The organism is Parafrankia colletiae (assembly GCF_001854655.1).
Classification (GTDB): domain Bacteria; phylum Actinomycetota; class Actinomycetes; order Frankiales; family Frankiaceae; genus Parafrankia; species Parafrankia colletiae.
Genome location: NZ_MBLM01000120.1, coordinates 23373 through 48603 on the forward strand (window position 1 = coordinate 23373; position 25231 = coordinate 48603).

A 25231-nucleotide genomic window follows, 5' to 3' on the forward strand; every position below is an offset into this window, starting at 1 on the left:
GCCATGGACATCCGACCGCGGCAGCTCCTGCTGGAGATGTGGAAAGCCGCCGCAGATTACTCCTACGGCGACGGCACGTGGCGTTTCGCCGGCCGCGCCGCACCGAACTCGACCAGCGACGCGGAGCAGATGCTCTGCCTGATGTACCCCGCCTACCAGATGACCGGGATGGGTTTCGTCAGGCCGGACGAGACGGCCAGGGACGTGTGCGCGGCGCTGGAGGGCCTCGGTGACGCCCGGCAGATCCCGCAGGTGCTGAGCCGGGCACTCGTGCAGTACCTGCAGCGGTACACCGACAGCAACGGGGCCCCTGTCTTCGCCGGCGGCTCCTATTTCCAGACACTGCACGAGGGCGACACAATCACCCCCGACCAGGAGGCGCTGGAGGTCGTCGACTCCTTCTCGATGTCCATCACGCTCTCGCTCGCGATTCTCGGCTTCGTCAAGGAGTTCCGGCCGACGGTGCGCCGCAGCGCGCTGCTCGACGAGATGCGGGCGCTGGAGGCGGYTGCGTCGCACCGGCTTACGGCATCGATGGTGGGAATTCTGCGGTGCTTCACCGTGCGGTCGTTCACCCCCGACTCGCCGGACGGGCAGGCACTGCGTGATCTGGTCAACACGGACGACTCGCCGCGTGAGAGAGTGCTCGACTCCTTCCGGGAGGCTCTGGTCCCGGCACGTACCGCACTGCGCGAACTGAAACTGGGCGTCGACCTCTCCAGTAGCGACGTGGTGGAGGACGACTCCCTGCTGTTCGAGTGCGGCTGGTCCTGGGGTGTCATCCGGGATGCCCCGCCCGTCGAGCCGGGCGGGAACTACGAGGTGGCCCAGGCGAAAGGCCTTGCCGAGGCCCGCCCGTCGCTCTACTTCACCCTCTCCGCGCTCGACGGCATTGCCGACCTCTTCTCGGAGCGCACTCGCCGGCTCGGCCTCATCAGTCCGGAGCAGGAGGGCCTGGTCGGCGCGCTGGCGCTGCGGCAGAACCTGGCTCAGCTGTACTGGGCGACCATCGCCCGTTTCGGCCGGGCCCGCTGGGCGGTCGAGGAGATTCCGTGGCGGGGCCGGCTCGTCGCCGACGAGGGGCCCGAAACGGACTACGACACCCTCCTCGCCGCCTCCATCACCATCGAGGCACTGGCCACCGAGCGGGCGAGGGACGTCGACGTCGCGCGCATCGCCTCCGTTCTCGAGGAACTGGCGATCCGGGGCCGGGTGACCCGGCGCGCCCGTCTGCGTGAGCAGGCCACCCAGCTGCACGTGCCCGGCGTCCGCATGGAGCTGTCCGGCGCGGAGGACCTGGGCCCGCCCGTGGTCTGGCCGGTGGCCGACTTCTCGACGGCGCTGCTCAAGCGGGTCGCCCGCACGGCCTCGGTCACCCGCGACAGCGCGCTGCGGGACAGGCTGCTCACCCTGGCCGACCAGATCTGGCTCAGGCACCTCCAGCGCCGACAGATCACGGCCGGCTCGGGGGCGGGGCTGTGGGACGACATCGCCGACATGTTCAAGGTGGAGATGCCGGACAAGGAGCCGTCGTGGTACTTCACCGAGCGAATCATGGAGGCCCTGGTCTCCGTCGCGACCATCGCCAACACCCGCCCGTACAGCAGCCGGCTCGCCGAACTGGCCCTGGACATGATCGCCGAGGCCGACCATCTGCACGCCGGTGAGCTCCTGCGCCAGTCGCCGACCGCTGCGCTGCCCGCCCGCACCCAGCTGCACGGAATCGGAGCGAGCCTGAGACGGGCCCGGGAGCTGCGGGAACGGCAGCCGGCAACGGCGGTCGCCATCGTGCAGGAGGCGCTGCGCGATCTCGACAAGCTCGCCCTCGCCCGGCGCGGATGACGGCCGGCGACCGATGATCGTCTTCGCGACCTCCGACAAGGGCGGAACCGGCCGCTCCGTGACGAGCTGCAACGTCGCCTACCGGCGGGCGATGCAGGGCAGCGATGTGTGCTATCTCGACTTCGACTTCGGCTCGCCCACCTCGGGCGCGATCTTCGGCGTGGAGGCGGCAGGCCAGGGGACGCCCACCGGGCGCGGGTTGCACACCTATCTCGCCGGGGGGACGGCGGAGGCGGAGCAGTTCGACGTCTGGACCCAGTCGACTCTGGGCGGCGGCTGGGCCAGGCCGCTCGGCGCCGGCCGCCTCACACTCCTGCCCGGTGATGCGGGGGGCGGTGAGTTCCCGGTGAACAAGCAGATGATCCGCCGGTGCACCGACCTCTTCCTCTCCCTGGACGAGGAGTTCGAACTGACCCTCGTCGACCTGAGCGCGGGCCGCTCGTATGCGACGGAGCTGGTCCTGCGAGCCACCGCCGATCCGGTGCTCGCGGCCAAGACAACGCGCTGGCTCGTGTTTCACCGGTGGACCCGCCAGCACATCGTGGCCGCCTCGGGTCTGGTGCACGGGACGCAGGGCATTCTCGAGACGGGTGCGGAGTACGGGCACCGGAAGCCGGACCTGGAGGACGGCATCCGGTTCGTGCGTACCGCCGTGCTCGAACCCGAATCGCCGCAGCTGGCCAGCCTCCGCCCGGAACAGTCCGTGTGGCTGCAGTCCTATGACATCGATCTGCAGCGGCTGGCCGGGAAGATGCGGCTGGGAAGCAGCCTGATGATCGGGTCGATTCCGCTGGACCCCGTTCTGCAGTGGCGGGAGCAGATCATCGTCGAGGACGACATCTCGACCACCCGTATCGCCAACGCGGAGACCGGGCAGGCGTTCGAGGCACTCGCCGAGCGGCTGACGGACAAAAGCCTGTGGGAGGGGCTCTGACACCCGTGGAACCGCCGCCCAGCGAACCGCCGCCCAGCGAACCGCCGCCCAGCGAGCCGCAGCTCATGGAACCGCAGCTCATGGAACCGCTGCCGGGCCAGCCGCCCCCGGCAGTGCCGGTGGCGCCTTCCGCACGCGCCGTCTTCCGCGAGACGAGCGCGGCCGGGCGCACCGTGGAGGTGCCGCTCGCCCAGCTGTCGGTGGAGCTCGGCCATTTCTACCCGGAGGACTTCCACGACGGAGCCGGAGCCCTGGCCGCGCACTTCCGCCGGATCGCGCCGTGGGCGGAGCATTCGTCGCTCGGTGCGCTGGTGGGGGCAGCTGGACGTCCCACCAGGGTCAGCACCTGCCTGCTGGTGGACGACTACTCGGAACCGGACACGTTGCCGCCGCCGGGTGTGGTGCTGCCGGAACTGATCGCGGCCGCCGGTGCTCACGGCCTGGTCATCGACTACATCGCGCGGGAGTCCGCGTGCGTGGAGAACGGGCGGGTGCCGCTTGCCCGCCTGGTCGAGAAGGCACTCATCCCCGATCCGCCGTACGGGACGAACGGGTCGCGCCCGCCGGTGCACGAGACCGGCTGGCTGTGTAACGGATCCCGGTCGGTATCCACCGCCGAGGTCCCGGCCATGGGAGGCCGGACACCCTGGCACCCGCCGGCTGAGAACGCCGCCCGCCGGCATTCGGTGTTCCTCGACGCCGAGCTGTGGACGGAGGAACCGGGCCCGGAGGGCCGGCTGTGGTCCTGCTCGTTTCTTGCGGCGGTGTGGCAGCTGCTGCGGCTCGGACTGCTGCGGGCGCGGGGGGAGACGGTGGTCAACCCTGTGCCGGTCGACCTCACCGATCTTCCGGACGGCTGGGCCGACTTCCCGGCGATCGGCCGGATGACCCCGAGGGCTGCGCCGTTCTGCGCCTACCGGACGTTCTCTGCGCTCGGCACGACGTACCTTCCCGTCGAGCATGCCGTGCGGGTGATCCTCGGGCAGGTCGGCATCGACCCGGCTGCCCTGGCGTCCACGGTGCGACGGGCGGCGGAGGAAGGCCTCACGGTGCCGGCCGAGCCCGCCGACCGGCTCACCTACCTCTTCCTGAGCCGCTGATGCCCGCCTCGACGCGACCGGCCCCCGCGCGGGCGCGTGCCGGGCCGGCTCCAGCGGAGAACCTGGACGTCCTCGTCGGCGAGGTCCGGACCACCCTGCTGCAGAACTCACACCAGGTCGGTGCGGATACCGTCGCCCGGCTCCTTGATCTGGACCCAGGTCGCCGGGTCCTCCGTGCGACCAGACCCTTCACCTACGCGGTGTCACCGGACGAACGGGTGGGCGTGCACTGCCCGCTCCCCACCGGCTCGGGCACCCGCGCGGACGGGGTGGGAACTGTCCTGGCCCGGGCATCCGTCACCGGCGGGATCATCCTGCAGGCATCGGCGCGGGCCCGCCTCGTCCGGGCCGCCGGCGAACGCCGGCTGCCGTGGTCGCACTACCTGACGAATCCGGGGACCATCGAGGTCGGCGCGCGCTGCGGCGCGCCGGACCTGACCGCGGGCTTCCTACGGGACTCCGCGCGGTCGTCCCCGGCCGCCGGCCCTGCCCGCGAGTACCTCGATCTCGGGGCTGTCGTGAACCGACTGCTCAATCAGGTGCAACGCATGCCTTACATCGACCGGGTAACGATGTTGCGGGCACGCCGGACAAGACTGCGGTTCGCCGTAACCTGGCGGTCTCCGGATTCCGGTGAGCTGGCAGAATCACCGGATATTGAACTCGTTGTCCACGACGAGACGTCGCGGACAGTACGACTACGGCTGCCGGCATCGATCAGCGATCCGGCCGAGGCGGTGGTTGCCTGCGAGGATCTCGCTCTGCATGACTGGCTGCTGACCACCGTCGCGAATCTGATGGAGAACAGCAGAATCGGTGTCGATCCGGCCGCCGAGGTGGTGGCCCGCATCCGCCCGGCCGTCGACCATCTGCTCCACCTGTGGATGCCGGGCGCCAGAGTCGCCGAGGACCTGGGCTGGATGTGGACCGCACTCGAGCGCCGTCCCGGCTTCTCCCGCCAGTGGACGAGTCTGCGCGGCCAGATCCAGAACCAGTTGCTCCTGGCCGTGCTCGAAAAGCCGGCCGCGGCGCCGACCCACGGAAACCTGGTCTTCCAGGACGGCGTCGAGGGGATTTCGCACCGGGCCTGAACCGGTACTGGCGGCCGACCGAACGGGGTGGACGTGCCTGCTTTGAGAATCGTCAGGGAGATCGCGCTGGCGCTGGCCACCGGCGGCGCCACCTTCCTGATCAGTTACCTGCTTGACGGGGAAATGACCTGGACGACGATGCTCTCGGTCTTCATCGGCGGGGTCGTGCTGGTCGTGCATCATCTGGCGTCCCTGGAGGACCGGATGGAGACCGTCGTGCTGGGTCAGGAGCAGCGCCTGGGCACCTTCGCCCAGCTGGTGACCGGTGAGCTCGACACGACGCGGCAGACGGTCACGCGGCGGCTGGACCGGGTCGACCGCGGGGCACGTCTGCTGGAGTCGCTGGAGAACTCGGCGGTGGAGACGGCGGTGCCCAACTCCCGGCCCATCAGCGGGCTGATCGAGCGGGCGGCACGATTCGTCCCGCCGGCGCCCGTTCTCGGCCGTCTGGTGACCGAGGAGATCCGGGCGCTGAACGAACTGCTGCGCGGGCTGGAAGGTGATTCGGTGAGCTGCCCGGGTGAGGACCGTGACTGGCTGCTGACCCTCACCCGCACCACCCGGCGCACGATTTCCGCCACCAGCACGACGACTGCCGACGGCGGGCGGCGCAGCTTCAGCGACGGGTTCTGGAAAAGCGAACTTGGTCGCGCCTACCTGGTGGCACAACGGGAGGCGGTCGCCCGCGGCGTGAACGTCCGCCGCGTCTTCATTCTGAACAACGAGAAAATTCTTCGCAACGCCGACTTCCTGAAGATCTGCGACGAGCAGCGGGCCGCCGGCATCAAGGTTCACAGTGTCGTCGTTCCCGGCGGCTCACAACTCGGCCGGGCGGTGACCGGCTGGCGCAACACCTTCCGCGACTTCATTCTCTTCGACGACGAGGTCAGTTACGAGGTGGAGGTCGGGGCACTGCYGGGCTCGAGTATCACCAGCACCAACCTCTGGTTCGACCGGACCCGCATCGGCGAGCGGATCGAGCTTTTCAACGACATCTGGGCGGAGGCCGAGGCCGCCGAGGCCGCGGGAAACACAGCGGCGGCAGGCGGTGCCGCCGGTTCGGGTGGGGCCGCCGGCTCGGGTGGTGGTGCCGGTTCGGGTGGTGGTGCCGGCGCGGGCACCTGAGCCGAGGGGGCCAGCTACACAGTGTGGGTGGGCGGGGGGAGGAAGCGGTGCATCACGTAGAGGTCGACATCCCCCTGCCACGGGTGGCGGAACGCCGCGGGCAGCGTGCCGACCACCCGGAACGACAGCGATCGCCACAGTGCGACCAGTCGGGTGTTGGCGGCCACCACGGCGTTGAGCTGCATCGCGTGGTAGCCGAGGTCCGCGGCGTGATCGATCATTCCCTCGCCGGCGGCCCGGCCGATGCCCTGCGCGCCGCTGGGCCCGTGGTACCCGCCGGGCCCGAACGCGCCGCCGCCGAGGTTGACCAGGGCGGGGTCGACGAGGAGCTGGGCGAGCGCCACGTGGTTGCCGAGGTCCGGCTGGCTGGGGACGAGCAGTGCAGTGGCGACCACCCGGGTCGAGGCAGGCCCGTCGTCGACCTCCATGATCAGCACCTCGGCGGGCGCGGGCAGCATCCACAGCCCTCGGGCGCGGGCCTCCCCGGTGTCGGGATCCCACAGGCACGTCTCACCCTCGGCGACGACTGCGTGCCACACCGGCCAGATGGCCGGCCAGTCGTCCTCCGCTGCCCGACGTGTCCGCACAATCCGATCCTGCCCGGCAATGTCGGTAAGTGTGGGCTCAGCGTTCCTCCATGGGTGCCGTTACGAGCAGGACCGGTCCCGGCTCAGCTCCAGCCGAGCTCGTGCAGGCGGGTGTCGTCGATGCCGAAGTGGTGGGCGATCTCGTGAATCACCGTGATCCGCACCTCGCGCACCACGTCCTCCTCTGATGCGCTCATGGCGCAGATCGGCATCCGGTAGATGGTGATCCGGTCGGGAAGCRCGCCGCTGTACCAGTCGCCCCGCTCGGTGAGCGGCACCCCTTCGTAGAGGCCGAGCACACCGTCCTCGGAATCGTCCTCGACGAGGACGGCCACGTTGCGCATCTGCCGTCCGAGCTCGGGCGGCAGGCTGTCGAGCGCGGTGAYGACCAGCTCCTCGAACCGCTCCGGGCTGACGGGATCCACAGATCCATCCTGCCTGCGCTGGCGGCTCCGTGYGGTCTCGCCGGGCACCCGACGAGGGTGTCGCTCGCGGGACAGTGCCGGGTGCGGTCGAGGGCTTGTTCCTCGGACGCCCACCTGGTTACTCTCACATCTAGAAAATCTCGTAATGAGATGAACTGTCGGATGCCGGCGGGCTGGCGGGGCACGTCACGGGGGGCGAGCCTGGCACGGAGGTCCCGCCGGCACCTGCCAGAAGCGAAGGCGGTGAACCATGCCGGAGGTCGAGGCCGGACCGACCCGTCCGCGGGCGGGTGGCGGGTACGACCCGAGCACCTATGACCCGCGGGCTTTCGACCCGGTCGCGGTGACGGTGGATGTCGTGGCGCTGACGGTGCGGGAGCGGAAACTGCACGTCCTGCTCGTGCGCCGGGGGGAGGAGCCCTTCGCGGGCCGCTGGGCACTGCCCGGCGGGTTCGTCCGCCCGCGCCCGGATCGAACAGGGCATCCCCTCGAGGAGGACCTCCCCGAGGCCGCGGCCCGTGAGCTGGTCGAGGAGACCGGCCTGACGGCGGCGGAGGCCGACGCCCGGCCACCCGACGAACCACCCGGCGTACCGGGTACTGTCCGGTCCGCCGGATCGGTGCGGGTGCATCTGGAGCAGCTCGGCACCTACGGCACCCCGGGCCGGGACCCGCGCATGCGGGTGATCTCGGTCGCCTATCTCGCCTTCGCGCCGGACCTGCCGGACCCGACCGCGGGCGGCGACGCGGCAGCTGCCGCCTGGCTGCCGCTGGCGACCGGGTCGGGCGGCGTGGCGTTCGACACCTCCGTGGTCGGTGACCTGCCGTTCGACGCCGTGCTGCCGGGCGATCYGGCCTTCGACCACGGGCGGATCCTCGCCGACGGGGTCGAGCGGGCCCGATCGAAGATCGAGTACACGCCGCTGGCGACCGCTTTCGTCGGCGAACCGTTCACCATCACCGAGCTCCGTGAGGTCTACACCACGGTCTGGGGTCGGGCACCGCACGCCGCGAACTTCCACCGCAAGGTCCTGTCGGTGCCGGGCTTCCTGGAGGACACCGGAACCACCACCGAACGCGGCGGCAGCCGTGGCGGGCGCCGGGCCCGGTTGTACCGGGCGGGCCCGGCGAAGCTGCTGCACCCGGCGCTGCTGCGGCCGTCCGGGCTCGAAGCGGGTGGTGTGGGTGATGCCTGAGCCTGCCGTCCCGGCCAGCCTCGACGAAGCGTTGCGCCTGCTGAGGGACGTCCCGGCGGAGGCCGGGCGGGAGGATCTCGTCGGGGTGTTCGGGCCCACGCCAGGGGTGGCTGGTTACCGGCGGCTGGCCCGGCTGGTGCATCCCGACCGGGCGCCGGCGGGCAGCGCGGGCGCCGCGACCGAAGGGTTCGTTCGGCTCGGTGAGCTGTGGATTCGCTACCAACAGCTCGAGGACCTGCCCGGATCCGCCACGGGCGGCGGACGGCCCGGCCCCACGTGGGGCCGACCTGGCAACACCGCGGCCCGCAACACCGCGGCCCGCAACACCGCGGCCCGCAACACCGCGGCCCGCAACACCGCGGCCCGCAACACCGCGGCCCGCAACACCGCGGCCCGCAACACCGCGGCCCGCAACACCGCGGCCCGCAACACCGCGGCCCGCAACACCGCGGGCGCCGCGGGCGCCGCGGGCGCGGACCAGGCTGCCGGAAACGAGGAGAGGGCCGGGGACGGGACGGCGGTTCTTCGTACCGGGCGTCACACGTACACGCTGCGGACGTCGCGCCGCCGCGCGGCCCAGGGGCCGGACGGGCCCGTAGGTGGGGTCGCCGGGGCTGTCGGGGCCGTCGTCGAAGGTGACGTAGCCCGCCTGCACCCGGCCGAATGCCGGTCGGCCGCGGGCGGAGCGGCCCACGAGGTGCTCCTCAAGATCCCGCGTTCCGGGGCGGACAACGATCTGATGGAGCGCGAGGCGGCTGCGCTGGGCTGGCTCGTCCGCCAGGGCGACCGGCGTTTCGCCGCCTACGCACCACGGCTGGTCGAGTCGTTCCTGCACGTCCCGGGGGATGAGGCCGCGGCGGGCACGGCTGGGGCGCGGCGGGTCAACGCCCTCGGGCGGCTCGACGGTTTCTGCTCGCTCAGCCGGATCCGCGCCGCCTGTCCGCAGGGGGTCGACCCGCGGGACGTCGCCTGGATGTGGCGCCGGCTGCTGGTGGCTCTCGGCTACGCCCACCGCGCCGGGGTGCTGCACGGCGCTGTCGTCCCCGACCACGTCCTCATCCACCYTGACCTGCACGGACTCGTGCTGGTCGACTGGTGCTACAGCGTTGTCCGGGGTGGCGACACCGGGGTGAGCGGGGCCCGGGTGCCGGCCGTCGTCCCGGGCTTCGAGCAGATGTACCCGCCGGAGGTGCCGGCGCGGCAGCCGCCCGACGAGGCGACGGACATCTATCTCGCCACCCGCTGCATGACCTTCCTGCTCGGACCGGACGTCCCGGTTCCGCTGCGGCGGTTCGCGCAGGGCTGCACCCTGCGGGCCGCCGCGCGCCGGCCGCATGACGCCTGGCGGCTGCTCGGCGAGCTGGACGAGCTGCTGGAACGGCTGTTCGGACCGCGTCGCTTCAGGACGTTCCACCTCCCGCCCCTGCCGGCGGGAAGCCCGGCGTGAGCCGACGGCCATTGACGGCCGCCGACGGCCGCCGAGGAAGCCGACGACCACCGAAGAAACCGACGATCACTGACGAGGACCGGATCCGTTCCGGGAAGGCGGGAGAGACATCATGGGCAGCGGCTACTGGTCGACCGACGTGTACGCGGCGGCCGCGGGCTACCGTGCCCGCAGCGGGGCGAGCGCGTTCGAGTACAGCGACTCGATGYGGGCGAGCAGCCGGCGCAGCTGGAAGGCGCATCCCGACCTGGATCCGTGGCTGGTCACAGCCCGGGAGAGCCGGGACAGCGAGGACCATCCCGACAGCCTGGCCATCGCCGTCCTGTTCGACGTGACGGGGTCGATGGGGCAGGTCCCGCGCACCCTGCAGACCCGGCTGCCCGAGCTGCACGGATTGCTGCTGCGCAAGGGCTATGCCCGGCACCCGCAGATCCTCTTCGGCGGCATCGGTGACGCGACCTGCGACAGGGTTCCCCTGCAGGTCGGCCAGTTCGAGTCGGACAACCGGATGGACGACCAGCTCGGCGCCATGATGCTCGAGGGCGGCGGTGGCGGCCAGAAACACGAGTCCTACGAACTGGCGATGTACTTCATGGCCCGCCACACCTCGACGGACTGTTTCGAGCGGCGCGGCCAGCGGGGCTACCTGTTCATCGTCGGCGACGAGCTGCCCTACAACCGGGTGATGCCGAGCCAGGTCGCGGCCGTGGTCGGCGACCAGCTGGCGGAGAGCATCCCGGTCGAGCAGATCGTCGCCGAGCTGGAACGCCGCTACAACGTCTACTTCATTCTGCCGGCCGGGACGTCCTACGCCGGTGACCGGGAGGTGATCGGCACCTGGCGCGGGCTGCTCGGCGAGCGGGTGCTGGAGCTGGACGACCTCGACGCGGTGTGCGAGACGATCGCGCTGACCATCGGGATCAACGAGGCGGCCATCGACCTCGACGCGGGGCTCGACCACCTGCGGGACGTCGGCGCGCAGCGGGCGGCGCCCAGCGTCGGGCGGGCGCTGGCCCGGTACGCCCGCACCGCCAGCTCCCGCAACACCCGTGCCGTGGTCGCCCGCGGCGCCCGCGCGCTGAACGCCCGGGTCGCCGAGGCCGACGGCCCCGGCATCGCCCGCCTCTGAAAGGACGAAGGCTGTGGCACCAGGGCGGACATCCACTGTGACCTGGCCGGACGGGGACGGGCCGGGTGACCACGTCATCGTCGTCGATCTCGGGTTCGGCGACGCGGGCAAGGGCACGGTGGTCGACTGGCTGTGCGCCCGGGCGGCCGCCGCCGGGCGGGTGCCGGCGGTGGTGCGTTTCAACGGCGGCGCCCAGGCGGCGCACAACGTCGTGACCGACGACGGCCGGCACCACACCTTCGCCCAGTTCGGCGCGGGTTCCTTCACCGCCGGCTGCGCGACGCACCTGGCCCGCACCGTGCTCGTCGACCCGTTCGCGCTGGTCGCGGAGGCCGCGCATCTGGAGTCCGTGGGGGTGCCTGACCCGTTCGAGCGGCTGACGGTCGACGGCGACGCCCTGCTCACCACGCCCTACCACGCGGTGGTGAACCAGGCCCGCGAGCTGGCACGCGGAGCCGGGGCGCACGGATCGTGCGGGATGGGGATCGGCGAGACGGCCTCCTACGCGCAGGCCCGGCCCGACGCCGCGCCGCGGGTCGCCGACTGTGCCGGTGCGAACCCGTCCCGGCTGCGCCGCCGGCTGCACGAACTCCGTGACTGGCTGTGCGCCGAGCTCGCCGAGCTGACCCGGCCTGCCGGGCCCGGTGCGCTGGACGAGCTGCCGGCGGTACCCGAGGTCGAGGACGTCGTGGCGGTCCTGTCCGCCTTCGGCCGGGCGGCGCGGGTCGTGGACGGTTCGCGGCTGCGTGTGCTGTGCGCCCGCGGGCCGGTGGTGTTCGAGGGGGCGCAGGGCGTGCTGCTCGACGAGTGGCACGGCTTCCATCCGTACACGACCTGGTCGACGACGACACCGGCCAATGCCGAGGAGCTGCTCGCAGAGGTGGGTCTGCGTGGCGCGGCCCGGCGGCTGGGGGTCGTCCGCTGTTACACGACGCGGCACGGGCCCGGCCCGCTGGTGACCCAGGACGCGGAGCTGGCCGCGATGCTGCCGGACGTCCACAACGGGACCGGCAGGTGGCAGGGGCGGTTCCGGGTGGGGCACTTCGACGCGGTCGCGCACCGGTACGCGGTCGACGCGGCGGGTGGCGTGGACGCGGTGGCCCTGACCCACCTGGATGTGGCCGCACGGCTGCCGCTGCAGCTGGCGTTCTGCGCCGGCTACCGGGTCGACGGGGAGTGTGTGCRCCGGCTGGAGCCCGGGCCGCCCGGCGATCTGGAGCGGCAGGCGGCACTCACGGAGCGGCTGGCCCGGGCCGAGCCGCTGCCCGGCGTCCGGGTCGTGCCCGAGGAGTGGCCCGATCGGGTGGCGGCGGCGCTGGGGGCGCCGGTGACCCTGGCCTCGTACGGCCCGCGGGCCGCGGACAAGATGTTCCTCCCGGCCGGGCGGGCCCTTCCGGCACCCGCGGCCGGGCCCGGTGGACGCCACGCGCGCCTCGTGGCCACCGGGCCCTGACCGTGGGGCCAGGGGATCCCCTGCGGTTGGTCAGTGCAGGGGACCCATGCAGTCCTTGCACCGCTCGCTGAGGATGGACAGGAGCTCGACCGCCTTGATCGAGGCGTCCCGCACCTTGGCAAGATCCTGCGAGGAGTTCAGCCGGAGCAACGCCGACTCCGCGCCGTCGGAGGCACCTTCGCTGAGTGCCTCGACGATCTCCGCTGCCGGGGTGCCGTACTGGTACAACAGGACCTGCTTGTCCTGATACGAGGGCAGCTCGGCGGGGAGGTGGCCGAGGCCGACTCCGGCGAGCTTGCGGCTGAGAATCTGCCGTACATTGTTGCCTAGCCGGCCGTAACCGCCTATCTCCCGCAGGACTGCCATGTCGATGCGATAGACACCGTTGTTGCCGACGACTGCGGTGCGCAGGTCTTCCCATGAGATGGGCGAGCCGGACCAGGCGTCGACGGCCTGAGCTTCCGTCACTTCCTACCGTCCTGGCTTTCGGTACCGCTGCGGATGGGCACGAGCTGTTCTCTGGTGCTGCCTGCCGATTTCCTGTGCAGCCTCTGCCTCTGTCTGTTCCGGTGTTGACTCCGCCGGTTCCCGGTGCTGCCGGGCCGGTGTTGCCAGGTGCTTTTATCCCCGTGTGYGCGAGGCAACGCTATCCGACCCACCGGGCCTGGTCCAGAACCGCCGGTCGGGCATGGTTTCCGAGACGTAAATCCCGTCGTGACCCGCTTCCGGGTACGTCCCGCGGAGGGTRCCGCGACGAGGGCGGTGGCTCCCGGAACCCGTAGTCGGGACAATGGGCCACCGTGAACGCGGATCGTTCGGTAGTAGAGTTCCGCAAACGCGGATACCGTCGGTTCAGGTTGACGCAGATGCGGCGGTAGGCGGATATCTTCGCTCCGTAGTTCTGTGTTTCACGTCATATCGCGGCCGGCATATCCGAGGCGGTCACCAGCGAGGATACTCCCGGTTAACGGGGCGCTGATCCGGGGGAAACCGGATCCGGCACCGTGCGGGGATCCCCGGCGAGTCGTGTGCCGGCACTTCTGCTAAGGCCCGTGCCGCCGCACGTGCAGGTCGCTGCCTCCTTCGGAGCCGGCCGGAAAAATTTTTCCTCAGGCTTTTCCCGTGGATTTTTCTACGTGCTTTCCTGGGAGTTCTTCTCGCAGGTCAGAGGCTCGATTTCATGTTAACGGGGCAGTTACCGACGTACATGCTTCCGAAATGAATCCCTCCTACGGTTCCTAGACATCGCGGCAAGCCGGGCGGACGAGCTACCAACGCCCATTCGGTCCGGGGCCACGACCGCGACCGATATCCGGCCCGCGRGACGCACTGTGCGAAACCGCGCATGCGTACCCAGGCTCCAGGAGGAGAAAGCAATGCGCCAGATCGCGTTCTACGGCAAGGGTGGTATCGGCAAGTCCACCACCCAGCAGAACACCATGGCTGCCATGGCCGAGATGGGCCGCCGGGTCATGATCGTCGGCTGCGACCCCAAGGCCGACTCGACCCGCCTCATCCTGCACTCGAAGGCCCAGACCTCGGTCATCCAGCTCGCTGCCGAGAAGGGGTCCGTCGAGGACCTGGAGCTCGACGAGGTCCTGGTCGAGGGCCAGTGGGGCATCAAGTGCGTCGAGTCCGGTGGCCCGGAGCCGGGTGTCGGCTGCGCCGGCCGCGGTGTCATCACCTCCATCACCTACCTGGAGGAGGCCGGTGCGTACGAGAACCTCGACTTCGTCACCTACGACGTCCTCGGTGACGTTGTGTGTGGTGGCTTCGCGATGCCGATCCGCCAGGGCAAGGCCCAGGAGATCTACATCGTGACCTCCGGCGAGATGATGGCGATGTACGCGGCGAACAACATCTCCCGCGGCATCCTCAAGTACGCCCACTCCGGTGGCGTGCGTCTCGGTGGCCTCATCTGCAACAGCCGTCAGACCGACCGCGAGGACGAGCTGATCATGGAGCTCGCCCGCCGGCTCAACACCCAGATGATCCACTTCATCCCGCGTAACAACGTCGTGCAGCACGCCGAGCTGCGCCGGATGACGGTCATCGAGTACGACTCCAAGAACGCGCAGGCTGACGAGTACCGCTCGCTGGCCAAGAAGATCGACGAGAACGAGATGAAGACCATCCCGACTCCRATCAGCATGGACGAGCTCGAGGAACTCCTGATCGAGTTCGGGATCATGGCGCAGGAAGACGAGAGCGTCATCGGCAAGAAGGCCGACGCGACCATCTGACCGCCTGACGCTGCCTGACGCTGCCTACCTGCTCTGACACCGTCGAGGATGAGGTCCCGATCATGACGACGACGCCGACCCCACCGCGGGCCGAGACCGAGGCGATGATCGCCGACGTCCTGTCGCACTACCCCGCGAAGGCGGCCAAGTTCCGGGCCAAGCACATCAAGGCCAACGACCCCGAGGGGTCGAAGGAGTGCGAGGTCAAGTCCAACATCAAGTCCCGCCCCGGGGTCATGACGATCCGTGGGTGCGCCTACGCCGGTTCCAAGGGCGTGGTGTGGGGTCCGGTGAAGGACCTGGTCACCATCAGCCACGGCCCCGTCGGCTGCGGCCAGTACTCCTGGGCCACCCGGCGTAACTACGCCCGCGGCCCCTGGGGTGTCACCAACTTCGCCGCGATGCAGATCACCACGGACTTCCAGGAGAAGGACATCGTCTTCGGCGGTGACCCCAAGCTGGAGAAGGTCTGCGACGAGATCAACGAGCTGTTCCCGCTGGCCAAGGGCATCTCGGTCCAGTCCGAGTGCCCGATCGGTCTGATCGGTGACGACATCGAGGCGGTCTCCCGCACGGCGACGAAGAAGCTCGGCAAGCCGGTCATCCCGGTTCGCTGCGAGGGCTTCCGCGGTGTCTCCCAGTCCCTGGGTCACCACATCGCCAACGACGCCGTCCGCGACCACGTGCTCGGCACCGGTGGCGAGTCGTTCAAGGAGACCCCGTACGACGTCGCGCTCATCGGCGACTACAACATCGGCGGCGACGCCTGGGCGTCCCGGCGGATTCTCGAGGACATGGGCCTGCGGGTCATCGCGCAGTGGTCCGGCGACGGCACGCTGAACGAGATGGCCTCGACGCACCTGTCGAAGCTGAACCTGATCCACTGCTACCGCTCCATGAACTACATCTGCACCACCATGGAAGAGCGCTACGGCACTCCGTGGATCGAGTTCAACTTCTTCGGTCCGACGAAGATCGTCACCTCGATGCGGGCCATCGCGGCCAAGTTCGACGAGACGATCCAGGCGAAGACCGAGGCCGCGATCGCGCGTTACCAGAAGCGCTTCGACGAGATCACGGCGGCGTTCAAGCCGCGCCTCGACGGCAAGCGCGTCATGCTCGCCGTCGGCGGTCTGCGCCCCCGCCACACCATCGGCGCCTACGAGGACCTCGGCATGGAGGTCGTCGGCACCGGTTACGAGTTCGCGCACAAGGACGACTACACCCGCACGTACGCCGAGCTCAAGGAAGGCGTCGTTCTCTACGACGACCCGACGGCGTTCGAGCTGGAGGAGTTCGCCAAGCGGATGAAGCCGGACCTCATGGGTGCGGGCGTCAAGGAGAAGTACGTCTTCCACAAGATGGGCATCCCCTTCCGCCAGATGCACTCCTGGGACTACTCCGGGCCGTACCACGGCGTGGACGGCTTCGCGGTCTTCGCCCGCGACATGGACATCGCGATCAACAGCCCGACCTGGGACCTCATGGAGACCCCCTGGTCCAAGGCTGGAGAGGTCTTCTGACCCGAAGATCGGCTCCGCCGGCGACCGCCGGTGGTCATCAGTCACGGTAGAAAGGAGGATGTCCGGTGACGACAACTCCCGAGACAGGTAGTCACATACCGCTGAAGGTCCTCGACCACAGCGAGCTGTTCAAGGACGAGGTCTACCAGAAGCAGTTCGAGGGCAAGGGCGAGTTCGAGAACGGCAGCGACGCCGCCGAGGTCACCCGGGTTCTGGAGTGGACCCGCGGCTGGGAGTACCGGGAGAAGAACTTCGCCCGGGAGGCGCTGACCGTCAACCCRGCCAAGGCCTGCCAGCCGCTCGRCGCGGTGCTCGCGGGCCTCGGGTTCGAGGGCACGCTGCCCATCGTGCACGGGTCGCAGGGCTGCGTTGCGTACTTCCGCAGCCACTTCGCCCGGCACTTCAAGGAGCCCGTCCCGGCGGCCTCCACGTCCATGACCGAGGACGCCGCGGTCTTCGGCGGTCTCAGCAACCTGGTCGAGGCGCTGGGTAACGCCAACGCTCTCTACAAGCCGAAGATGGTCGCGCTCAGCACCACCTGCATGGCCGAGGTCATCGGTGAGGACCTCTTCGCCTACATCGGCGCGGCGAAGGAGCAGGAGGTGATCCCGCAGGACTACCCGGTGCCGTACGCCCACACGCCGAGTTTTGTGGGATCGCACCTGACCGGGTACGACAGCATGCTCAAGGGCATTCTGGAGAACCTGACGAAGACTCCGGACGCCAAGGAGCCGGAGACCGGTGGGAAGCCCCGGCTGAGCATCATCCCCGGTTTCGAGACCTACATCGGCAACCTGCGCGAGTACCGGCGGATCCTCGAGCTGATGGGGGTCGACCCCCTGATCCTCGGCGACCACTCCGCCGCGCTCGACTYGCCGGCCACCGGCGAGTACGAGCTCTACCCGGGGGGCACGCGCCTCGCGGACGCCGCCACGGCCAAGTTCAGCCGTGCCACGGTGGCCCTGCAGACGACGACCACCCGTAAGACGGTCGAACTGATCAGCTCAGTGTGGAAGCAGGACACGGTCGTGCTGGAGACCCCGATCGGGGTCCGCGGCACCGACCAGTTCCTGACCGAGATCGCCCGGCTCACCGGCCTGGAGATCCCGGCCGAGCTCACCGTCGAGCGCGGCCGGCTGGTCGACGCCCTGACCGACTCGCACGCCTACCTCCACGGCAAGCGGGTCGCCATCGCGGGCGACCCCGACCTGGTCATCGCCCTGACCCGGTTCGTGCTCGAGCTCGGCATGGTCCCGGTGCACCTGCTCAGCACGAACGCCGACAAGGACTTCAAGCCCCGCATGGAGAAGGTGCTGGCGGCGAGCAAGTTCGGCGACGCGGCCACCGTCTGGCCGGAGAAGGACCTGTGGCACCTGCGGTCGCTGGTCTTCACCGAGCCGGTCGACCTGCTCATCGGCAGCACCTACCTGAAGTACATCTCCAGGGAGGCGAACATCCCGCTGGTGCGGGTCGGGTTCCCGATCTTCGACCGGCACCACCTGCACCGCTTCCCGATCGTGGGATACGAGGGCGGGCTGCACCTGCTCACCCAGCTGGTCAACACCGTGCTGGACGAGCTGGACCGCACCAGTCCTGACCATAGCTTCGACGCCGTGCGCTGAGTCCCGCCCGGGGGATGCCTCCTGAGCATCCGGCATCCCCCGGACGGAACGCACGGCCTTCCCGGTGGTCGGTCGGCTGTGGCCCCACACCCCCCGCTCGGCCGGGGCCCCGGCCCGCGCGCTGGGACCGCGCCCCCCGCGTCGCGTGCGGCCGACGCCCCGCCCGTTGCCGGGCCGGGGCCCCAGCCGGCCGGCCACAACCTCCGGCGAACGGCCACTCACCCAGCTCACCGAGGGAACGCCCCTCCCCAAGCGGAGAGATCGCCATGGCCGCCACTGACCGCGCAACGCTTTTCACCGAACCGGCCTGTGACCACAACCGCGACAAGTCCGCCAAGGAGCGCAAGGCCGGCTGCCCCAAGCCGACGCCTGGCGGTACCAGCGGAGGCTGCACCTTCGACGGCGCGTTGATCACCCTGGTCCCGATCGTGGACAGCGCCCACGTCGTGCACGGCCCGATCGCCTGCGCCGGAAACTCCTGGGACGGGCGGGGAAGCCTGTCGTCAGGACCCGACCTCTACCGGCGCGGTTTCACCAGCGACGTCGGCGAGCAGGACGTCATCTTCGGCGGCGAGCAGCGCCTGTTCGACACCATCATCGAGGCCGTCGAACGGCACCGGCCGCCGGCCGTCTTCGTCTACTCGACCTGCGTCACCGCGATGATCGGCGACGATCTCGACGCGGTGTGCGCCGCGGCCGCCACCCACACGGGTGTGCCGGTCATCCCGGTGCACGCGCCGGGATTCGTCGGCAACAAGAACCTCGGCAACAAGCTCGCCGGGGAGGCCCTGCTCGAGCACGTCATCGGGACGGTCGAACCGCCCGACGTGACCGACCTGGACATCAACCTTGTCGGTGAGTACAACATCGCCGGCGAGCTGTGGGACGTCCTGCCCACGCTGTCGAAGCTGGGCCTGCGGGTCCGGGCCTGCATCAGCGGGGACGCGCGGTACGCCGACGTCGCCGCCGCCCACCGGGCCCGCGCGACGATGGTCGTCTGCTCCCGGGCCCTGCTCGGGCTCGCCCGCGGGCTGGAGGAGCAGTACGGCATCCCCTGGTTCGAGGGGAGCTTCTACGGCGTCCGGGCGATGAACGACACCCTGCGCCAGTTCGCCCGGCTGCTGGGCGGCGGCGAGCTCGCCGAGCGTGCCGAGGAGCTCATCGAGCTGGAGCAGACCGCCGTCGACCTGGCCCTGGAGCCCTACCGGGAGCGGCTCGCCGGCAAGCGCGCCGTCCTCTACACCGGCGGGGTCAAGAGCTGGTCGATCGTCTCCGCGCTGCAGGACCTGGGCGTCGAGGTCGTCGCGAACGGCATCACCAAGAGCTCCGACGGGGACGTCGAGAAGATCCAGGAGCTGCTCGGCCCGGACGCGAAGATCGTCACTGAGGGCAGCCCACGCGAGCTGCTGCGCATCGCCGAGGAGACCCGCGCGGACATCCTCGTCGCCGGCGGCCGCAACCAGTACACGGCGCTGAAGGGCCGGCTGCCCTTCCTCGACATCAACCAGGAGCGCCACATCCCCTACGCGGGCTACCGCGGTGCGGTGGAACTGGCCCGGCGCCTCGACCTGGCCATCACCAACCCGGTGTGGGAGCAGGTCCGCGCGCCCGCGCCCTGGGACGCGGCGGGGGTGGCGTGATGGCCCGGGTCGTCACGACCACGCGGCGGGCCGGCCTGGACCCGCTGAAGTTCAGCCAGCCGCTCGGCGGCGCGCTCGTCTTCCTCGGCCTGGCCGGCGCGATGCCGGTGATGCACGGCTCCAAGGGCTGCGCCTCGTTCGCCAAGGCGTTGCTGACCCGGCACTTCAACGAGCCCATCCCGCTGCAGACCACCGGCATCACCGAGGTCACCGCGGTCCTGGGTAGCGGCGAGGAGCTCGTCGTGCACCTCGACGCGATCCGCGCCAAGCAGCGCCCCGAGATCATCGGGCTGCTGACCACCGGGGTCACCGAGGTCAGCGGCGAGGACGTCGCCGGCCAGATGCGCCAGTACATCGCGATGATGGAGCACACCACCCCCGAGGGCGCACCGCTGATCGTGCGGGTGTCGACCCCCGACTTCATCGGCGGTCTGTCCGACGGATGGTCGGCGGCCCTGCGGGCGCTGGTCAGCGCGGTCCCGTTCGACGGGCCCGACGCGGACGACGCCAGGCGCGGCAGCGGCAGCGGCAGCGGCGAGGACACGGTCGCGGTGCTCGTCGGCCCGTCGCTGACGGCGGCTGACCTCGACGAGCTCTGCGCCCTGATCCGCGGGTTCGGGCTGGCCCCGGTGCTCGTGCCGGATCTGTCCGGCTCGCTCGACGGGCACCTCGCGCCGTCCTGGCAGCCGACGACGACCGGCGGCACGGGCCTCGCCGCGCTGCGCCGCCTCGACCGCGCCGGGCTGGTGATCACAGTCGGGGCCACCGCGGCCGAGGCCGGCGTCGGCCTGGCTGCCCGCACCGACGCCGATCTCGTGCACTTCGACCACCTCAGCGGGCTGCGGGCGGTGGATGCCCTGGTCACCGAGCTGATGGCCCGGTCGGGGCGCGGGCCCACCCACGAGGTGCGCCGGGCCCGCGCCCGGCTCGCCGACGGGCTGCTCGACAGCCACTTCGGCCTCGGTGGGGCCCGGATCGCGCTGGCGATGGAACCGGAGGCCCTGGTCGCTGTCGGCTCGCTGCTGCACGACGTGGGCGCCGAGATCGTCGCGGCCGTCTCCCCGACGGACGCCCCCGTCCTGGCCACGGCACCCTGGGACGAGATCGTCATCGGCGATCTGATCGACCTCGAGGAACGTGCCGTGGACGGCGGCGCGGAGCTGCTCATCGGGTCCAGCCACGTGCGGGCCGTCGCCGACCGCATCGGTGCCCCGCACCTGCCCGTCGGTTTCCCGATCTACGACCGGCTGGGCGCCACCCTGCGCACGACGGCCGGGTACGCCGGCAGCCTGCGGCTCCTCGTGGACGCCGCGAACCGACTGCTCGACCACCACCACGACACGGACCACCGGATGGACCCGCACCGGGACCACCACGCTGAGCGCCGAGACGTCAGCCAGCACCGGATCGACCCGTTCGACGAGCTCGACGTTCTGTGCCAGGAGCCCTCATGTTGAAGATCGCCTTCGCGACCGGCGACGGCACCGCCGTCGACCAGCACTTCGGCTGGTGCCGCCGGTTCGACGTGTACGAGGTCGGCCCCGCGGGTTACCGCCTGTTCGAGACCAGGGAGCTCGGGCCCGCGGAGGACGACGAGGAGGACAAGATCGCCTCGCGGCTCGCGGCCGTCACCGACTGCGCGATCCTCAACGTCTCCGACATCGGCGGGACCGCGGCGGCGAAGGTCATCAAGGCCCGCATCCACCCGATGAAGGTCCCGAAGGGCACCCCGATCGACGGCCTGCTCACCAAGTTCGTCGACGTGCTCGCCGGCAGCCCGCCACCGTGGCTGCGCAAGATCCTGCGGGCGCACGACCCGCAGGAAGTTCCCGTCTGGACCCCGGTCGCCTCCGGGTCGTCCCCGTCGGATTCGGCCACGTCGACCTCGACGACCATGGGAGGAACGGCATGACCGCACCGGCAGACGCGGCAGGCGGCAAGGCCGAGGGGTTCCTGCGGGACCTCGTCGACCAGCTCCGCGCCGGCGACACCTACGGCAACCTCGACCGGCTCCCCGACGAGGCCCTGCTCAGCCCGTTCGTCCTGACCAGGGAGCAGCGGCGCCAGATCGCGATCGCCTGCGACATCGACGCGCTGGTCGAGGGGCGGGTGCGGTCCTTCTACCAGGCGGTCGCCGCCTCGATCGAGAAGGCGACCGGCGCCGTCACGACGACCGTTCTCGACCTCAACCACGAGGGCTTCGGGCGGGTGGTCATCTTCGCCGGCCGGCTCGTGGTGCTCTCCGACGTCCTGCGGGACGTCCAGCGCTTCGGGTTCAACACCCTGGAGGACCTCGGCGCCCGCGGCGAGGCCTTCGTCACCGCCGCCGTCAAGCACGTCGACCAGTGGAAGGAGGTCGCCCGCGATGACTCCTGAGACGAGCACCGGAACCGACGCGGCCGCCGTGCAGACCCGGCTGCGCAAGCTGAACAGCAAGGCGTCCCAGCTGAAGCTCGACCTGCACGACCTTTCCGAGGAGCTGCCGCTCGGCTGGGAGAACATCCTCGACCTCGCCCGCCGGACCTACGACGCCTACGCCGAGATCGCGCTGCTGGAAGGCGAACTGCGCGCCAGCACCGGGAACGGCGCGACGAACGGCGCGACGAAGGGGGCGGGGCAGTGACCACGTCAGCCAGTCAGCTCGCCGAGTTCCGCCGCTGCTCGACCGCCGAGCAGTACTTCGAACTGCTCGAGGTCGACTACGACCCGCGGGTGGTGGCCGTGAACCGGCTGCACATCCTGCGCTACTTCGCCGACGAGATCGCCACCCTGCACGGCGACGCGGCCGGGTCGCCGGAGCCGGAGGAGCTGCTGCGCGACTACCGCGCGGCGCTCATCCGCGCCTACGAGGCCTTCACGACGGCGACGGCCCTGGACCACCGGCTGTTCAAGGTCCTCAAGGACCGCGCGCCGGAGCCCACGGCCTTCGTCCCGATGTCCGCGATCACGATCGAGCACTCCGCAGCCGCGGGACCAGATGGGAAGGAGCAGAGCTGATGAGGTCCGCCTTCGATGTCGGAGATGTTGTCGCGACCACCAAGGCGCTGCGCCAGGACGGGACCTTCCCGGACCCGGACATCGCCACCGGCCAGATCCTGGTCGAGCCGGGGACCCGCGGCGAGGTCATCAACGTCGGTCTCTACCTGCAGGAGCACGTCGTCTACGCCGTCGCGTTCGAGAACGGGAGGGTCGTCGGCGCCCTCGAGCGCGAGCTCGAGGCCGCGCCCCGGGATCCCCGCGGATCCGCGTCCGGCGGCGACGTCCATGACCGGGACGGTGAGCCCCGCCACGGGGRAGCCGTCCACGCCACGAGTTCCGCGGCTGACAGCAGCGCCGCCGTGACCAGCGGGACCACCGATGAGGAGGAGGGGCTGTCGTGACCAGCGAGCCCGTCGCGCTCCCGGTGCTGTCCACCGCGCCGGCGGCGCCTGTGCCCAGCCAGTCCGCCACGTCCGCCGCCACGGCGGCGCTGGGAGGCGGCTGCGCGTCGAAGACGAGCTGCGGCAGCAGCGCTCCGGCGACCGACCCGGAGATCGCCGAGAAGATCGCCAACCACCCCTGTTACAGCGCCGAGGCACACCAGTTCTACGCCCGGATGCACGTCGCGGTGGCGCCCGGCTGCAACATCCAGTGCAACTACTGCAACCGCAAGTACGACTGCGCGAACGAGAGCCGGCCCGGCGTCACCAGCGACCTGCTGACCCCCGAGGACGCTCTCGCCAAGGTCAAGCTGGTCGCCAGCGAGATCAAGCAGATGAGCGTGCTCGGCATCGCCGGCCCGGGCGACCCGCTGGCCAACCCGAAGCGGACCTTCCGCACCCTGGAACTGGTCGCGCGGGACTGCCCGGACATCAAGCTGTGCCTGTCGACGAACGGGCTCACCCTGCCCGACCACGTCGACCGCATCGCCGACCTGAACGTCGACCACGTCACGATCACGATCAACATGATCGACCCCGAGGTCGGCGAGCGGATCTACCCCTGGGTCGCCTACAAGGGGAAGAAGTACACCGGGCGGGAGGCGTCGAAGATCCTCTCCGAGCGCCAGCTCGAGGGGCTCGCGATGCTCGCCGAGCGCAAGATCCTCGCCAAGGTCAACTCGGTGTTGATCCCCGGGGTCAACGACGAGCACCTCGTCGAGGTCTCGCAGACCGTCCGCGGGCTCGGCGCCTTCCTGCACAACGTGATGCCGCTGGTCTCGGCGCCGGAGCACGGCACCGTCTTCGGTCTGGCCGGCCAGCGCGGCCCCACCGCCCAGGAGCTCAAGGCCCTGCAGGACAGTTGCGCGGGTGTCGACGGCGCCGACATGAACATGATGCGGCACTGCCGGCAGTGCCGGGCCGACGCGGTCGGCATGCTGGGCGAGGACCGCGGCGACGAGTTCACCCCGGAGACCTACCAGGGCCGCGAGATCGCCTACGACCTCGCCGGCCGGCAGGCCGTGCACGCCGAGATCGAGCGGTCGCGCGCGGAGAACCGTACCGAGCGCGAGACGCTGCGCATCACCGACAGCGGCCCGAAGCCGGACGACACCGTCCTGGTCGCCGTCGCCACCAAGGGCAGCGGTGTGGTGAACCAGCACTTCGGGCACGCCAGCGAGTTCTGGATCTACGAGGCCGGGCGCAACTGGGCCAGCCTCGTCCAGACCCGTGACGTCCAGCGCTACTGCGAGGGCCCGTCCGAATGCGGTGACGGCGCCTCGGTGCTCGACAAGACCATCGCGATGCTCTCCGACTGCGCTGCCGTCCTGTGCAGCAAGATCGGCCCGGGCCCGTACGACGCGCTGGAGGACGCCGGCATCGAGCCGATCGAGGTCTACGAACTGATCGAGACGGCTGTTGCCGCGGCCGGCGCCCGCATCACGGCGGCGCGCGCCGCGGCCGCCCCCACAGACGGCTCCGGCGACGCCGGTACTTCCCCGACCGACGTCGCCGCTGAGCTGGACCTTGAGGTTCGCAGTGGCGAGCTGGTCGACGTCGACCTGCTCGACCCGGACCTGATGGACGAGGACCCGTTCGCGTTCGCGGTCCACGTCCGGCCCGGCGCCGGCTCCTGCTCCGGAGCTGGCGCCGGGAAGGGAGGCCGGGGCGGTGGCTGCTCCGGCCATGGTGCCGACCACGCCAGCGGTTCCCGCACCGACAGCTCTCGCACCGACAGCGCCCACACCGACGGCGCCGACCTGGAGGTAGCCCGGTCATGACCCTCGCTCCGAGCACCATCGAACTGACCGAGCGGGCCCGCCAGCAGGTGCGCTCCCTGATCGGCGGCAGCGCCGAGACGGCCGGCTTCGGCCTGCGGGTCGGCGTGAACCCGGGCGGGTGCTCCGGCTTCACCTACGCCCTGGCACTGACGCCGAGCGCGGAGAACGACGACATCGTCATCAACGAGGACGGCTTCGACGTCTTCATCCACAACTCGATGATCGGTCACCTCCGCGGTCTGCGGATCGACTACGTGGAGTCGCTGACCTCCTCCGGCTTCACCTTCACCAACCCGAACGCCTCCAGCTCCTGCGGCTGCGGCAACAGCTTCGGGACGCCGGACGAGCCCGAGCGGGCCGAGGCCGACGCGCAGCTGCGCGCGCAGGTCGAGGACGTCATCACCGAGATCCGGCCGTTCCTGCAGGGCGACGGCGGCGACGTGCAGGTCGTCACCGTGCTCGCCGGCAACGGCCAGCCCGGCACCGCCGAGGTGCACATCCGCCTCACCGGTGCCTGCAACGGGTGCTCCAGCGCCTCGGCCACCGTCACCGCGGTGATCGAGAAGCGGATCAAGGAGAACCTGCCGGAGATCGGGCGCGTCGCCCTCGTCTCCTGACCTCCCGCGATCAGATCGTCCCGACCGACCACGCCACGCCAGCACAGGGAGCCTTCAT

At 70.5% G+C, this 25231-nt stretch carries 24 protein-coding genes; 21 read left to right on the forward strand and 3 right to left on the reverse strand.

Annotated elements, in window-relative coordinates:
• Positions 1-3: 3 nt before the first annotated feature.
• The 5 genes from CC117_RS17110 to CC117_RS17130 all read left to right on the forward strand — a co-directional run bounded on the left by CC117_RS17110 (position 4) and on the right by CC117_RS17130 (position 6092).
• Entirely contained in the window at positions 4-1842 is a 1839-nt protein-coding gene (locus CC117_RS17110) for an SCO2524 family protein (protein WP_071085346.1), read from the forward strand.
• 13 nt (positions 1843-1855) lie between these two features.
• A complete protein-coding gene (locus CC117_RS17115) occupies positions 1856-2776 on the forward strand; it encodes an SCO2523 family variant P-loop protein (protein WP_071085348.1) in 921 nt (306 codons plus the stop codon).
• Between the two features lie 80 nt (positions 2777-2856).
• Positions 2857-3876 carry an SCO2522 family protein gene (locus tag CC117_RS17120; RefSeq protein ID WP_071085477.1) on the forward strand — a complete coding sequence of 340 codons (1020 nt, stop codon included), beginning with the start codon at positions 2857-2859 and terminating at the stop codon, positions 3874-3876.
• The gene (locus tag CC117_RS17125; RefSeq protein ID WP_071085350.1) at positions 3876-4967 is read left to right on the forward strand and encodes an SCO2521 family protein; all 1092 of its coding nucleotides are present in this window, start codon (positions 3876-3878) and stop codon (positions 4965-4967) included. Before CC117_RS17120 ends, CC117_RS17125 begins: the two co-directional genes overlap by 1 nt.
• Before the next feature lie 42 nt (positions 4968-5009).
• The gene (locus CC117_RS17130) at positions 5010-6092 is read left to right on the forward strand and encodes a hypothetical protein (protein ID WP_071085352.1); all 1083 of its coding nucleotides are present in this window, start codon (positions 5010-5012) and stop codon (positions 6090-6092) included.
• A gap of 14 nt (positions 6093-6106) precedes the next feature.
• Here the strand turns inward: CC117_RS17130 and CC117_RS17135 are convergent, their stop codons facing one another.
• Both CC117_RS17135 and CC117_RS17140 read right to left on the reverse strand, forming a co-directional pair.
• Complete coding sequence (locus CC117_RS17135) at positions 6107-6679, reverse strand: GNAT family N-acetyltransferase (protein WP_071085354.1); 573 nt, start codon at positions 6677-6679, stop codon at positions 6107-6109.
• 83 nt (positions 6680-6762) lie between these two features.
• Positions 6763-7104 (reverse strand): metallopeptidase family protein, encoded by a 342-nt coding sequence (locus tag CC117_RS17140; protein WP_071085356.1) that lies wholly within the window; start codon positions 7102-7104, stop codon positions 6763-6765.
• A gap of 250 nt (positions 7105-7354) precedes the next feature.
• Between CC117_RS17140 and CC117_RS17145 the strand changes: the two genes are divergently transcribed.
• The 4 genes from CC117_RS17145 (at position 7355) to CC117_RS17160 (ending at position 12328) form a co-directional block, all read left to right on the forward strand.
• The gene (locus CC117_RS17145; RefSeq protein ID WP_071085358.1) at positions 7355-8299 is read left to right on the forward strand and encodes an NUDIX hydrolase; all 945 of its coding nucleotides are present in this window, start codon (positions 7355-7357) and stop codon (positions 8297-8299) included.
• Positions 8292-9746, forward strand: a complete 1455-nt coding sequence (locus tag CC117_RS40895) for a hypothetical protein (RefSeq protein WP_241830189.1) — start codon at positions 8292-8294, stop codon at positions 9744-9746. Before CC117_RS17145 ends, CC117_RS40895 begins: the two co-directional genes overlap by 8 nt.
• 112 nt (positions 9747-9858) lie before the next feature.
• The gene (locus tag CC117_RS17155; RefSeq protein WP_071085361.1) at positions 9859-10875 is read left to right on the forward strand and encodes a FecR family protein; all 1017 of its coding nucleotides are present in this window, start codon (positions 9859-9861) and stop codon (positions 10873-10875) included.
• Between the two features lie 37 nt (positions 10876-10912).
• On the forward strand, positions 10913-12328 hold the full coding sequence (locus CC117_RS17160; RefSeq protein WP_071085363.1) for an adenylosuccinate synthetase: 1416 nt from the start codon (positions 10913-10915) through the stop codon (positions 12326-12328).
• Positions 12329-12358: 30 nt separating this feature from the next.
• On the opposite strand, the gene CC117_RS17165 is transcribed toward CC117_RS17160, so the two are convergent.
• Positions 12359-12796 carry a hypothetical protein gene (locus tag CC117_RS17165; RefSeq protein ID WP_018637091.1) on the reverse strand — a complete coding sequence of 146 codons (438 nt, stop codon included), beginning with the start codon at positions 12794-12796 and terminating at the stop codon, positions 12359-12361.
• A 908-nt stretch (positions 12797-13704) separates the two neighbouring features.
• Between CC117_RS17165 and nifH the strand changes: the two genes are divergently transcribed.
• From nifH to CC117_RS17225, 12 genes are all read left to right on the forward strand, one after another.
• Positions 13705-14571 (forward strand): nitrogenase iron protein, encoded by an 867-nt coding sequence (gene nifH / locus CC117_RS17170; RefSeq protein ID WP_071085365.1) that lies wholly within the window; start codon positions 13705-13707, stop codon positions 14569-14571.
• A 62-nt stretch (positions 14572-14633) separates the two neighbouring features.
• Positions 14634-16094, forward strand: a complete 1461-nt coding sequence (gene nifD / locus CC117_RS17175; protein WP_071085366.1) for a nitrogenase molybdenum-iron protein alpha chain — start codon at positions 14634-14636, stop codon at positions 16092-16094.
• Positions 16095-16159: 65 nt separating this feature from the next.
• Entirely contained in the window at positions 16160-17716 is a 1557-nt protein-coding gene (gene nifK / locus CC117_RS17180) for a nitrogenase molybdenum-iron protein subunit beta (RefSeq protein ID WP_071085368.1), read from the forward strand.
• 266 nt (positions 17717-17982) lie between these two features.
• A complete protein-coding gene (nifE, locus tag CC117_RS17185) occupies positions 17983-19356 on the forward strand; it encodes a nitrogenase iron-molybdenum cofactor biosynthesis protein NifE (protein ID WP_071085370.1) in 1374 nt (457 codons plus the stop codon).
• The gene (nifN, locus tag CC117_RS17190) at positions 19356-20813 is read left to right on the forward strand and encodes a nitrogenase iron-molybdenum cofactor biosynthesis protein NifN (RefSeq protein WP_071085479.1); all 1458 of its coding nucleotides are present in this window, start codon (positions 19356-19358) and stop codon (positions 20811-20813) included. Before nifE ends, nifN begins: the two co-directional genes overlap by 1 nt.
• The gene (gene nifX, locus CC117_RS17195) at positions 20807-21268 is read left to right on the forward strand and encodes a nitrogen fixation protein NifX (RefSeq protein WP_071085372.1); all 462 of its coding nucleotides are present in this window, start codon (positions 20807-20809) and stop codon (positions 21266-21268) included. Before nifN ends, nifX begins: the two co-directional genes overlap by 7 nt.
• A complete protein-coding gene (locus CC117_RS17200) occupies positions 21265-21732 on the forward strand; it encodes a NifX-associated nitrogen fixation protein (RefSeq protein ID WP_071085374.1) in 468 nt (155 codons plus the stop codon). Before nifX ends, CC117_RS17200 begins: the two co-directional genes overlap by 4 nt.
• Positions 21722-21979, forward strand: coding sequence for a CCE_0567 family metalloprotein (locus tag CC117_RS17205; protein WP_071085376.1), 258 nt, complete (start codon positions 21722-21724; stop codon positions 21977-21979). The genes CC117_RS17200 and CC117_RS17205 overlap by 11 nt, the downstream gene beginning before the upstream one ends.
• On the forward strand, positions 21976-22353 hold the full coding sequence (gene nifW, locus CC117_RS17210) for a nitrogenase-stabilizing/protective protein NifW (protein WP_071085377.1): 378 nt from the start codon (positions 21976-21978) through the stop codon (positions 22351-22353). The genes CC117_RS17205 and nifW overlap by 4 nt, the downstream gene beginning before the upstream one ends.
• Entirely contained in the window at positions 22353-22736 is a 384-nt protein-coding gene (locus tag CC117_RS17215; RefSeq protein WP_071085379.1) for a nitrogen fixation protein NifZ, read from the forward strand. The genes nifW and CC117_RS17215 overlap by 1 nt, the downstream gene beginning before the upstream one ends.
• The gene (nifB, locus tag CC117_RS17220; protein WP_071085380.1) at positions 22733-24556 is read left to right on the forward strand and encodes a nitrogenase cofactor biosynthesis protein NifB; all 1824 of its coding nucleotides are present in this window, start codon (positions 22733-22735) and stop codon (positions 24554-24556) included. Before CC117_RS17215 ends, nifB begins: the two co-directional genes overlap by 4 nt.
• Positions 24553-25173: an iron-sulfur cluster assembly accessory protein gene (locus CC117_RS17225; protein ID WP_071085382.1), complete on the forward strand. Its 621-nt coding sequence runs from the start codon at positions 24553-24555 to the stop codon at positions 25171-25173. The genes nifB and CC117_RS17225 overlap by 4 nt, the downstream gene beginning before the upstream one ends.
• Positions 25174-25231 lie beyond the last annotated feature (58 nt).

Coding starts and splice junctions, on each gene's coding strand:
- CC117_RS17115 (WP_071085348.1), top strand. CDS start 1,856: ATGATCGTCTTCGCGACCTCCGACAAGGGCGGAACCGGCCGCTCCGTG.
- CC117_RS17120 (WP_071085477.1), top strand. CDS start 2,857: ATGGAACCGCTGCCGGGCCAGCCGCCCCCGGCAGTGCCGGTGGCGCCT.
- CC117_RS17125 (WP_071085350.1), top strand. CDS start 3,876: ATGCCCGCCTCGACGCGACCGGCCCCCGCGCGGGCGCGTGCCGGGCCG.
- nifD (WP_071085366.1), top strand. CDS start 14,634: ATGACGACGACGCCGACCCCACCGCGGGCCGAGACCGAGGCGATGATC.
- nifE (WP_071085370.1), top strand. CDS start 17,983: ATGGCCGCCACTGACCGCGCAACGCTTTTCACCGAACCGGCCTGTGAC.
- nifN (WP_071085479.1), top strand. CDS start 19,356: ATGGCCCGGGTCGTCACGACCACGCGGCGGGCCGGCCTGGACCCGCTG.
- nifX (WP_071085372.1), top strand. CDS start 20,807: ATGTTGAAGATCGCCTTCGCGACCGGCGACGGCACCGCCGTCGACCAG.
- CC117_RS17200 (WP_071085374.1), top strand. CDS start 21,265: ATGACCGCACCGGCAGACGCGGCAGGCGGCAAGGCCGAGGGGTTCCTG.
- CC117_RS17205 (WP_071085376.1), top strand. CDS start 21,722: ATGACTCCTGAGACGAGCACCGGAACCGACGCGGCCGCCGTGCAGACC.
- CC117_RS17225 (WP_071085382.1), top strand. CDS start 24,553: ATGACCCTCGCTCCGAGCACCATCGAACTGACCGAGCGGGCCCGCCAG.